Consider the following 10,446-nt stretch of genomic DNA (forward strand, 5'->3'; position numbering starts at 1 on the left):
GGCCGGGTGCCCGCTGACCCGGGCGGGAGCACCGCACGCACCACGGAGCACCGCAGGCACCACGGAGCACCGCACGCACCACGGGCCCCGTCCGGGAATCGGACGGGGCCCGGCGTACGGTCGGGGGGCGGGTCAGGCGGCCCTGGCCTTGGTGGCGTAGATGTCGACGTACTCCTGGCCGGACAGCTCCATCACGTCGCTCATCACCTCGTCGGTGACCGCTCGCAGCACATAGCGGTCGCGGTCCATGCCGTCGTAGCGGGAGAAGTCCAGCGGCTCACCGAAGCGCACGGTCACCGGGGCGATGTGCGGGCGGCCCTTGCCACCGGGCTGCACCTTGTCCGTGCCGATCATCGCGAACGGGACGACGGGCGCGCCGGTCATCAGGGTGAGCCGGGCGATACCCGTACGGCCGCGGTAGAGACGGCCGTCGGGGGAGCGGGTGCCCTCGGGGTAGATGCCGAAGACGCTGCCCTCCTCCAGGATCCGGCGGCCGGTCATCAGCGCCGCGACACCGCCGTGCCCGCCGTCGCGGTCCACCGGGATCATGCCGGAGCTGGTGAAGAACCAGGCCATCAGCCGGCCCTTGACGCCCTTGCCGGTGACGTACTCGTCCTTGCCGATGAAGTACACCGGGCGCTTGACCACCAGGCTCAGGAACAGCGAGTCGATGAAGGTGACGTGATTGCCGGCCAGGATCACCGGCCCGGTCGCCGGAATGCGCTCCATGCCCTCGACCTTCGGGCGGTACAGGACACGCATGACGAATCCGAGAATCGCCTTCAGCACAATGCGGGACAACGGGCCCTCCGGGTCGCGACTGGTCAACGTCAAGCGGGCGCAGATCTCTGCAGCCCAGGACAATACTCGCGGGTCACGCCGACTCGCACATCGGGTTCACGAGGTCGATACGCACAGTTGACCCACGGTTGACGTGTGTTACCTCCATGTTCCCCCCTATGTTGGTGGGCGTCTCCCCGGCATGACCCGTCCGTGCTTACGATCAGCCCGGTTCCGTGGGCCGGTGTGCAACACGCTTCACCGCACGCCGGAAAACACCCGGAAGCACCTGTGAACACACAAAACACCTCGGACAAGGAGTGTGCGCATGCACAAGTGGCAGCAGCCGGGACGACGGACGGTGCTGGGCGCCGCGGCTCTCGGCGCGGGAGCGGCGGTATTCGGCGGAGCCGGCCAGGCGAGCGCCCATGCCCGCGAGGGCGCGCCCCAGGAGCTGCCGGTGCCGCTGATCGTCGGTCACCGCGGCGCCAGCGGCTACCGCCCCGAGCACACCTTCGGCTCCTACCAACTCGCCCTCGACATGGGCGCGGACGTCATCGAGCAGGACCTCGTCCCCACCAAGGACGGGCATCTGGTCTGCCGTCACGAGAACGACATCACCGCCACCACCGATGTCTCCGCGCACCCCGAGTTCGCGGACCGCAAGACCACCAAGACCGTCGACGGTGCCAAGCTGACCGGCTGGTTCACCGAGGACTTCACGCTCGCGGAGCTCAAGACCCTGCGCGCCAAGGAGCGCATACCGGGCACCCGCCAGCACAACACCCTCTACGACGGTGTGTGGGAGGTGCCGACCTTCGAGGAGGTCCTGCAGTGGGCCGAGCGCGAGGGCCGCAAGCGGGGCCGCCGCGTCTGGCTGCACATCGAGACCAAGCACCCCACCTACTTCCGGAAGCTCGGCCTCGGCCTGGAGGAGCGGCTGGCCAAGGCGCTGCGGGCGCACGGCCGGCACCGGAAGAACTCCCCGAACTTCCTGCAGTCCTTCGAGCCGAGCAGCATCCAGCGCCTGGACAAGCTGGTCGACTGCCCCAAGATCGTCCTTCTGGACACGCCCGACACCCGGCCCTGGGACTTCACCGAGGCAGGGGACCCGCGCAAGGTCGCCGATCTGATCAAGCCCGAGGGCCTGAAGTGGCTCGCCGGGTTCGCCCAGGGCATCGGCCCGGACCTGACCGCGATCATCCCCCGGGACAAGGACGGCAAGCTCGGCAAGCCCACCTCCATCGTCAAGGACGCACACGCCGCCGGGCTGGTGCTGCACCCCTACACCGTCCGCAACGAGAACACCTTCCTGCCGACCGACATGCGCCGCGGCACCGACCCGAACGCCTACGGCGACTCCCTCCGCTTCTTCAAGGCGCTCCTGGGCACCGGTATCGACGGCCTGTTCTCCGACAACCCCGACACCGCGCTGCTGGCGGCCGCGGAGTTCCGCAAGCGCTGACCCGTAGCGGCCCTTGAGTGACCCTTGCGGTTGACCGCCGCCGTGGCGGAGCCCGGACCGGCACCACCTCCCCTGCGCTCTCCTGTGACTTCCCCGCATTCTCATCTGAGTTGGGAATGTCACAGGAGAGCTCGGTGCCGGTCCGTTCCGTCTGCCCCATATGCCTGCGCAGAATGCTCGCGGCGGAGATTGCCGCTGCCACATACCGGGGAACCCGGAAGAAGCAGTGTCAGCCACGCCATGGCGGCGACGGGTACCCCACGGCGCCGTCCGTCAGGGCACATCGTTCCGGGCGCACCCCTCTCACCCTCGAGCGCCCGGACCAACGAACCGAATAGGGGAGGCATACGCGCATGGGCACGAGCGTGACCATCTCTGCGGCGACCGACCAGGACGCCGAGCAGATCCTCAAACTCCAGTACCTCTGCTACCAGCAGGAAGCCGCGCTGTACGACGACTACGCCATCGAACCACTCACCCAGACGCTGCAGGCGCTGCGCGCCGAACTGGGCGAGGGCTGCGTCATGGTGGCCAGGCTCGGCGAGGAGGTGGTCGGGTCCGTGCGCGGCACGGTCGACGAGGACGGCACCGCGCGGATAGCCAAGCTCATCGTGCACCCGCGGATGCAGCGGCACGGCCTGGGCGGGCGGCTGCTCGATGCCGTCGAGCAGCGGCTGGCGGCCGAGCGGTCGGCCACCCGCTACCGCCTGTTCACCGGCCACCGCAGCGAGGGCAATCTGCGGCTGTACCGCAGCCGCGGCTATGCGCCCGTGGGCACCGAGCAGCGCACCCCCCGGCTGAGCGTGGTCACGCTGGAGAAGGAGCGCCGCACGGAGGCCGCCGCCGTGGGGACGCCCGCCGAACCGAGCCAGGGGGAGTTCGCCGCCCAGGCGTGAAGCCGCCCGGCAGGAGAAAAGGGGGGTGCGGGTCCGGCCGCGCGGCCGGACCCGCACCCCCCTTCCGGGAAGACGCCCCCTGGGAAGACGTTCCCTAGGCGGCGGGCTGCTCCGTACGGGCCCGGCGCAGCCACAGCAGGCCGGTGACGGGCAGGATGACCGGAATGAAGAGGTAGCCCATGCCGTAGTCCGACCAGACCGTGGCGTCGGGGAAGGCGGACCGGTCGAGCAGCGTCCAGGTGCCGATGCCGAGCACCCCGAGAAGTTCCAGCGCACAGCAGGCGATCGCGGCCCGGCGGGCGCCCTCACCGCCGCGCACCAGCGAGAAGGTGATGAACCCGTAGACGACCGCGGAGAGCGCCGAGAGGCTGTAGGCCAGCGGAGCCCGGTCGAACTGGGCGATCAGCTGGTAGAGCGAGCGGGAGGCGGCCGCGACGGTGAAGATGCCGTAGAGGGTGACCAGCAGGCGCCCGGGGCCGGTGCCCAGGGAACGCCTCGCCGGGGCGGTGGCCGTGGTGCCGTCCGCCGCCGTGGTCGCCGTGGTCTCAGGCACTGCCGCCTCCCCAGATGTCGAACAGCCGCACTTCCAGTACCGCCAGCACCACGGCGCCCGCCGCGACGGTGGCCGAACCCCAGCGGGTCCGCTCCGAGAGCGACATGAACCCGGTGGCGGGGACACAGGCGGCCGCCCCGAGCAGATACGAGACAAAGAGCGCGGTGCCCTTGTCCGGCGTCGCTCCGCCCGCCAACTGCACGCCGGCGACGACCAGTTGGACCAGTCCGAGAACCGACACCAGGGCCATGCCGATGAAGTGCCAGTCCTTGGTCGGCTGGTCGCGGAAGGCGGCGAAGCCGCACCAGGCGGCGAGGGCGAGAGCGGTCACCGCGACCGCGAGCGTCAGCGCGTCGATCACCGGGACCTCCGGGCCACGTGGCTGCGCGCCGTGGGGTTGTGGGGCATGGGGCGATGCTAATCGGCGGCGGGCGGGCGGCCGCGTCCGGCCCCGCCGTGGCACGTACGCTCGTGCAGCATGAAGATCACCGCTGATGCGCTCCTTTTCGACAATGACGGCACCTTGATCTCCTCCCTGGAGTCCGTCAACCGCTGCTGGGCCCGGTGGGCGAAGGAGTACGGACTCACCGAGCAGGACTTCGCCAGGATCCAGCTGCACGGCCGCCCGGCGGCGGAGATCGTCGCCGACCTGCTGCCCGCGGACCGGGTGGCCGAGGCGGTGGCCCGGATCGAGCACCTGGAGGTCGAGGACGTCGCCGGGGGAGTCGTGGCGCTGCCCGGCACGCTCGCCCTGCTGGAGAGCCTGCCCGCCGAGCGGTGGGCCGTGGTGACCTCCGCCACCCGCCGGCTGGCCGGGGCCCGTCTCGACGAGGCCGGGATCCGCCCCAAGACCCTGATAGCCGCCGATGACATCAGCCGGGGCAAGCCGGATCCGGAGCCGTTCCTGCTCGCCGCCGAGCGGCTCGGTGTGGACCCGGCCCGCTGTGTGGTTTTCGAGGACGCACCGGCCGGACTGACGGCGGGCCGCGCGGCAGGGATGGTGACCGTGGCGTTGACCACAACCCACCGGGCGGAAGAACTGTCGGCGGATGCCGTCGTCAGCACGCTCTCGGAGGTATCCGCGCAGGCCACGGACACAGCAGTGGAGATCACTCTCGCGCCATGAGGCCCTGTCCACGGGTTGGTCGGCCATGTCCGCCATCCGGACTGGCTTGATGGGGCCGTCCCGCTGTCTGGTTTACTGGCCGCCATGACCACGACGAGCAACCGCACCCCTGCGACCGAGGCGTACCTGACGCCCGGTGCTCGTTGCATGTGTCGAATGTGTGACCGCTGAGGGCCCCCGCCTGAGCCTCGCGCCCCGAAGCGAGACCCTGCCATGAGCCGTACGTCGTTCTCCCGACGCCCTCGGCCGCCCCGCGTCACCGGAACCCGGAGCCGGGCCCCGCGCCCGCCGCCGCTCCCTGTTCCCCTCTGCCGCACTCGCAAGAATGCCCCGTGCCCGGCGGGCGAGCCGCCGAGCACTCGACAGTGACGGAATTCCCTAGTGATCACCACAACGGGCCTGACCAAGGTCTACCGTTCAGGAGACCGCGAAGTCACCGCCCTGGACGGCGTCGATCTGCACGTCCGCGAGGGCGAGGTGTACGGCGTCATCGGCCAGAGCGGCGCCGGAAAATCCACCCTCATCCGCTGCCTCAACCTCCTGGAGCGCCCCACTTCCGGCACGGTCACCGTCGCCGGCCAGGAGCTGACGTCCATCGCCGGGCGCGGCAAGCGCGCCAGTGCCCAGCTGCGCGCCGCCCGCAGCCACATCGGCATGGTCTTCCAGCACTTCAACCTGCTGTCCTCGCGCACCGTCCAGGACAACGTGGAACTGCCGCTGGAGATCCTCAAGGTCGACCGCCGTGAGCGCTCCCGCAAGGCGCTGGAGCTGCTGGACCTGGTCGGTCTCGCCGACAAGGCCAAGGCCTACCCCGCCCAGCTCTCCGGCGGCCAGAAGCAGCGCGTGGGCATCGCCCGCGCGCTGGCCGGCGACCCCAAGGTGCTGCTCTCCGACGAGGCCACCAGCGCCCTGGACCCGGAGACCACCCGCTCCATCCTCCAGCTGCTGCGCGACCTCAACCGTAAGCTGGGCCTGACCATCGTGCTCATCACCCACGAGATGGACGTCGTCAAGACGATCTGCGACTCGGCCGCGCTGATGAAGAACGGCCGGGTGGTCGAGCAGGGCACCGTCGCCGAGCTGCTGGCCACCCCCGGCTCCGAGCTGGCCCGGGAGCTGTTCCCGGTCGGCGGCGAACCGTCGGCCGACGACCGCACCGTCGTCGACGTCACCTTCCACGGCTCGGCCGCCACCCGCCCGGTGATCTCCGAGCTGTCGCGCACCTACAACGTCGACATCTCGATCCTCGGCGCCGCCATGGACACGGTCGGCGGCAAGCAGGTCGGCCGGATGCGCATCGAGCTGCCCGGCCGCTTCGAGGAGAACGTCGTGCCCATCGGATTCCTGCGCGAGCAGGGGCTCCAGGTGGATGTGGCGGATGTTGCGGGCCAGGCCGTCGACGACGCGCTGAGCGTCGTCGCGGCCGGCGCCCCGCTGGAGAAGGAAGGTGCCAAGTGACCTGGTCCGAGATGCAGCCGCTGCTGTACGACAACACCCTCGACACCCTGTTCATGGTGTGGTGGTCGACGTTCTACGCGGTGCTCATCGGCATCCCGGTCGGTGTGCTGCTGCACCTGACCCAGCGGGGCGCCATCCTGCAGAACGTCGTGGTCAACAAGGTGCTCGGCGTGATCGCGAACATCGGGCGGTCCTTCCCGTTCCTGATCCTGATCGTGGTGCTGATCCCCTTCACCCGCCTCCTCGTCGGCGTCTCGATCGGCCCGACCGGCGCGGTGGTCCCGCTGGCCCTCGCCGCCATCCCGTTCTTCGCCCGGCTGGTGGAGGCCGCGCTGCGCGAGGTCGACGGCGGCCTGGTCGAGGCCGCCCACGCCATGGGCGGCGGCACCTGGACCATCATCTTCAAGGTGCTCCTCCCGCAGGCGCTGCCCGCGCTGATCGCGGGCGTCACCACGCTCGTCATCCAGCTGATCGGCTACTCCGCGATCGCCGGTGCGGTCGGCGGCGGCGGCCTGGGCAACCTCGCCTATACCTACGGGTACCAGCAGTACGAGACCTCACTGATGATCGCCACGGTGGTGGAGCTGATCGTCCTGGTCTCCCTCGTCCAGCTGCTCGGTGACCTCGTCGTCCGCCGGCTCGCCGAGCGCGGCACCCGTACCTCCTCGCTGCGGGTCGGCCTGCGCCGTGCCCGCGCCGAGGAACCGGCCGCGGTCACCGAGGCGGCCTGACCCACCCCCGGAGCCACCGCTCCACCCCGAGCCCGGACCCTTTGCCGGGCGGACATCACGCGTGAACCTGCGCGTGGGAACAAGAAAGAGGCACTCTTCGTGCGCAACACCGTCAAGATCTCCGTCGCCATAGCCGCCGCCTCCGCCGTCGCCCTCGGCGCGAGCGCCTGCAGCGCCCCCTCCGACACCACCGCCAGCACCGGCAAGGGCGACAAGAACGCCCCCCTCGTCGTTGCCGCGAGCCCCACCCCGCACGGCGCCATTCTCGACTTCGTCAAGAACAAGCTGGCGGCGAAGGCGGGCCTCAAGCTGGTCGTCAAGCCGTTCAACGACTACAAGATCCCCAACAAGGTCACCGACGACGGCCAGGTCGACGCCAACTTCTTCCAGCACAAGCCGTTCCTCGACACCTTCAACAAGGAGAACGGCACGCACATCGTGCCGGTCCAGAACGTGCTCATCGAGCCGCTGGGCGTCTACTCCAAGAAGATCGACAAGCTGTCCCAGCTCAAGTCCGGCAGCACCGTCTCGGTCCCCAACGACCCCTCCAACGAGGGCCGGGCGCTCAAGCTGCTCGCCGACAACGGGGTGATCACCCTCAAGCCCGGTGTCGGCTCCGACGCCAAGCTGACCGACGTCAAGGACGACAAGGGCATCAAGATCACCGAGCTGGAGGCCGCCCAGACCGCGCCGCGCATCGACGATGTCGACGCCGCGATCATCAACGGCAACTTCGCCATCGGCGCCCACCTCAAGCCCTCCACCGACGCGCTCGCCCTGGAAAAGGCCAAGGACAACCCCTACGCCAACTTCCTCGCCGTCAAGAAGGGCAACGAGAACGACCCGCGGGTCAAGAAGCTGGCCAAGCTCCTGAACTCCCCCGAGGTCAAGAAGTTCATCCAGGACAAGTACACGGACGGCTCGGTCATCCCGGCCTTCGGCCCCGCCAAGAGCTGACGCCGCCGCTGCTGTCCTGAACGTCTTCCCCGCCGCCCACCCCCTTCGAGGGGTGGGCGGGTGGACGTGCGGCCGCCCCTGCGCAGGTCACCGGAAGGTGGCCGTCCGCAGGCGCGGCCACCGGGCCCCGGATCCGTGCCCGCGCGCGGCCGGGGCCCACGCGCGTGCACACCCGCGGGCCGATGCTGCATGCTGGTGCATTCAAGACGGTCAAGACGGGCCGTGACCTCGCGGTCTCACAGCCCGCGACGTTCCGGACACCACAGTCAACGGCGTGGGAGCAGCGGCATGACATCCACCTTTCCGGACATCTCCATCAGCACGGACCGGTTGGTGCTGCGCCCCTTCGAAGAGGCCGACGTGCCCTCCCTCACCGCCATGATGAACGACGAGCTGGTCGCCGCCTGGACCGCGATACCCCAGCCGTACACCGAGGACGCCGCGCGTACCTGGACCACCGAGAACGCCCCCGCCGAACGGGCCTCGGGCCACGGCATCGACTTCGCGGTCACCGAGTTCCTCACCCAGCGCCTGGTCGGCGTGATCCAACTGCGGCACACCGACTGGCGGATCCGCTCCAGCGAGATCAGCTATGTCGTCGCCTCCTGGGCCCGCGGTGAGGGGTATGCCTCCGAGGCCTCGCTCGCCGTCGCCCACTGGCTCTTCCACGACCAGAAGTTCGAGCGCATCGAGTTGCGCACCGCCGCCGGCAACACCGCCTCCCAGCAGGTCGCCCAGAAGATCGGCTGTATCAGCGAGGGCGTGCTGCGCAACGCCTTCATCGTCCGCAGCCGCACCGAGGACGGTGGCTGGACGGACATCCGCACCGATCTGATCGTGTGGAGCCTGCTGCCCGAGGACCTGGACCAGATCCCGGGCCGCCCGGCGGAGGCGGACGCATATCCCTACCCCGAGTGGAACTGACCCCACGCCCGCACTCCGGTCCGTACCTCTCGGGGTACCCTCAGCCTGCCGCGCACCTGCGCGACCCGCGCGGACCAGGGCCTGTATGCACAGTCCCGTCTGCCTCGCGGCGCCTCACCGGCCTGCGACCGCCCGCAGCCGGCCTGCCTGCCGCCCCGCGCGCGCAACCACAGCTGCCCCAGGAGACTGACGAGCATGGCCGACCGGGTCACGGTGATCGGATGGGACGGCTCCGCGCTGACCGCCGCCGCCCGCTCCGCCCTCGGCGCCGCCACGCTGGTGGCCGGCGCCGCCCACCACCTCGCACTGCCCGAAGTCCCGCCGAACGCCGAGCGGATCCGGCTCGGCAGTGTGACCCTGGCCGCCCGCCGCATCGCCCAGCACCGCGGCACCGCCGTCGTGCTCGCCGACGGCGACCCCGGTTTCTTCGGCGTCGTACGCACCCTGCGGGCACCCGAGCACGGCCTGGAAGTCGAAGTGGTACCGGCCGTCTCCTCCGTCGCCGCCGCCTTCGCCCGGGCCGGTATGCCCTGGGACGACGCCCAGGTCGTCGTCGCCCACAGCCGCGATCTGCGCCGCGCGGTGAACGTCTGCCGCGCCCACACCAAGGTCGCGGTGCTCACCTCGCCCGGCGCCGGGCCCGCCGAACTCGCCCTGCTGCTCGGCGGCGTCCACCGCACCTTCGTCATCTGCGAGGACCTGGGCACCGACCGGGAGCGGGTGACGGTACTCACATCGGACAAGGTCGCCGACCATGTCTGGCGTGACCCCAATGTCGTCATTGTCATCGGTGGTTCGCCCGGCGGCGCCGCGGCCCAGGGCGCCGGCTGGATCGCCGGACGCGAGGTCGGCCATCCGACGGGGGCGCGCGGCTGGGGACTTCCGGCCGGCGCCTACGGCGGCGCCCTGGGCGAGGGCGAGTCCGTCCAGCTGCGCACCGCACAACTCGCCCGCCTGGGGCCGCAGGTGGGCGACCTCGTCTGGGACATCGGCGCGGGCAGCGGAGCCGCCGCGGTGGAGGCCGGGCGCTTCGGTGCCGCCGTCATCGCGGTGGACGCCGATCCCGACGCCTGCGGACGCACCGCCGCCCTCGCCCGCCGTCACGGCGTCCAACTCCAGGTCGTGCACGGGCGGGCGCCGCAGGTCCTGGAGGACCTGCCCGAGCCCGATGTGATCCGGGTCGGCGGCGGGGGAGCGGAGGTCATCACCGCCTGCGCGGCCCGCCGTCCCGAACGCATCGTCACCCACGCCGCCACCCGCGACGAGGCCGAAGCGCTGGGCCGGGCGCTGGCCGACGGCGGCTACGAAGTCGAGTGCGCGCTGCTGCAGTCCGTGGACCTGGACACCTCCGTCTGGGTCGAACGCGAGCGGTCCGTGGTGTTTTTGCTCAGCGGCTATCGCGTTCCTCACCCATGACCAGCACGGCAACCCGCGCGAGGTAGGCTGGCGGATCGTTGCGCCGCCGTTCCGCATTCTGCTTCGTACACCAATATCCGGAAAATGCCGTGGTTTTGGCCGAATATGAAGCTCTGGAGAGCGGACGTGCCGCGAGGCGT

11 protein-coding genes are annotated in these 10,446 nt (G+C 70.5%); 8 read left to right on the forward strand and 3 right to left on the reverse strand.

Features of this window, described 5'->3' with window-relative positions; genetic code table 11:
- Positions 1–132 precede the first annotated feature (132 nt).
- Entirely contained in the window at positions 133–801 is a 669-nt protein-coding gene (locus OHS81_RS30320; protein ID WP_328388488.1) for a lysophospholipid acyltransferase family protein, read from the reverse strand.
- A 307-nt stretch (positions 802–1,108) separates the two neighbouring features.
- Here OHS81_RS30320 and OHS81_RS30325 point away from each other — a divergent pair, with 307 nt between their 5' ends.
- On the forward strand, positions 1,109–2,245 hold the full coding sequence (locus tag OHS81_RS30325; RefSeq protein ID WP_328388490.1) for a glycerophosphodiester phosphodiesterase: 1,137 nt from the start codon (positions 1,109–1,111) through the stop codon (positions 2,243–2,245).
- A 353-nt stretch (positions 2,246–2,598) separates the two neighbouring features.
- Entirely contained in the window at positions 2,599–3,141 is a 543-nt protein-coding gene (locus tag OHS81_RS30335) for a GNAT family N-acetyltransferase (RefSeq protein WP_328388492.1), read from the forward strand.
- A 94-nt stretch (positions 3,142–3,235) separates the two neighbouring features.
- Here OHS81_RS30335 and OHS81_RS30340 read toward each other — a convergent pair whose 3' ends face one another.
- Together OHS81_RS30340 and OHS81_RS30345 are read right to left on the reverse strand one after the other, a co-directional pair.
- Positions 3,236–3,694, reverse strand: coding sequence for a hypothetical protein (locus tag OHS81_RS30340; protein ID WP_088796797.1), 459 nt, complete (start codon positions 3,692–3,694; stop codon positions 3,236–3,238).
- On the reverse strand, positions 3,687–4,055 hold the full coding sequence (locus tag OHS81_RS30345; protein ID WP_328388495.1) for a hypothetical protein: 369 nt from the start codon (positions 4,053–4,055) through the stop codon (positions 3,687–3,689). Before OHS81_RS30345 ends, OHS81_RS30340 begins: the two co-directional genes overlap by 8 nt.
- Positions 4,056–4,172: 117 nt before the next feature.
- On the opposite strand from OHS81_RS30345, the gene OHS81_RS30350 reads away from it, so the two are divergent.
- From OHS81_RS30350 to cbiE, 6 genes are all read left to right on the forward strand, one after another.
- Positions 4,173–4,820, forward strand: a complete 648-nt coding sequence (locus OHS81_RS30350; protein WP_328388497.1) for an HAD family hydrolase — start codon at positions 4,173–4,175, stop codon at positions 4,818–4,820.
- A gap of 381 nt (positions 4,821–5,201) precedes the next feature.
- Positions 5,202–6,278: a methionine ABC transporter ATP-binding protein gene (locus tag OHS81_RS30355; protein ID WP_328388499.1), complete on the forward strand. Its 1,077-nt coding sequence runs from the start codon at positions 5,202–5,204 to the stop codon at positions 6,276–6,278.
- Positions 6,275–7,009: a methionine ABC transporter permease gene (locus OHS81_RS30360; RefSeq protein ID WP_328388501.1), complete on the forward strand. Its 735-nt coding sequence runs from the start codon at positions 6,275–6,277 to the stop codon at positions 7,007–7,009. The genes OHS81_RS30355 and OHS81_RS30360 overlap by 4 nt, the downstream gene beginning before the upstream one ends.
- A 99-nt stretch (positions 7,010–7,108) precedes the next feature.
- On the forward strand, positions 7,109–7,966 hold the full coding sequence (locus OHS81_RS30365) for a MetQ/NlpA family ABC transporter substrate-binding protein (RefSeq protein ID WP_328388503.1): 858 nt from the start codon (positions 7,109–7,111) through the stop codon (positions 7,964–7,966).
- Positions 7,967–8,254: 288 nt separating this feature from the next.
- Positions 8,255–8,890, forward strand: a complete 636-nt coding sequence (locus tag OHS81_RS30370; RefSeq protein WP_328388504.1) for a GNAT family N-acetyltransferase — start codon at positions 8,255–8,257, stop codon at positions 8,888–8,890.
- 195 nt (positions 8,891–9,085) lie between these two features.
- Positions 9,086–10,306 carry a precorrin-6y C5,15-methyltransferase (decarboxylating) subunit CbiE gene (gene cbiE / locus OHS81_RS30375; protein ID WP_328388505.1) on the forward strand — a complete coding sequence of 407 codons (1,221 nt, stop codon included), beginning with the start codon at positions 9,086–9,088 and terminating at the stop codon, positions 10,304–10,306.
- Positions 10,307–10,446: the final 140 nt, after the last annotated feature.

Origin of the sequence: Streptomyces sp. NBC_00400 (assembly GCF_036048035.1) — a bacterium.
In the GTDB taxonomy this organism is placed as follows: Bacteria; Actinomycetota; Actinomycetes; order Streptomycetales; family Streptomycetaceae; genus Streptomyces.

Coding starts and splice junctions, on each gene's coding strand:
- OHS81_RS30335 (WP_328388492.1), top strand. CDS start 2,599: ATGGGCACGAGCGTGACCATCTCTGCGGCGACCGACCAGGACGCCGAG.
- OHS81_RS30370 (WP_328388504.1), top strand. CDS start 8,255: ATGACATCCACCTTTCCGGACATCTCCATCAGCACGGACCGGTTGGTG.
- cbiE (WP_328388505.1), top strand. CDS start 9,086: ATGGCCGACCGGGTCACGGTGATCGGATGGGACGGCTCCGCGCTGACC.
- OHS81_RS30350 (WP_328388497.1), top strand. CDS start 4,173: ATGAAGATCACCGCTGATGCGCTCCTTTTCGACAATGACGGCACCTTG.
- OHS81_RS30325 (WP_328388490.1), top strand. CDS start 1,109: ATGCACAAGTGGCAGCAGCCGGGACGACGGACGGTGCTGGGCGCCGCG.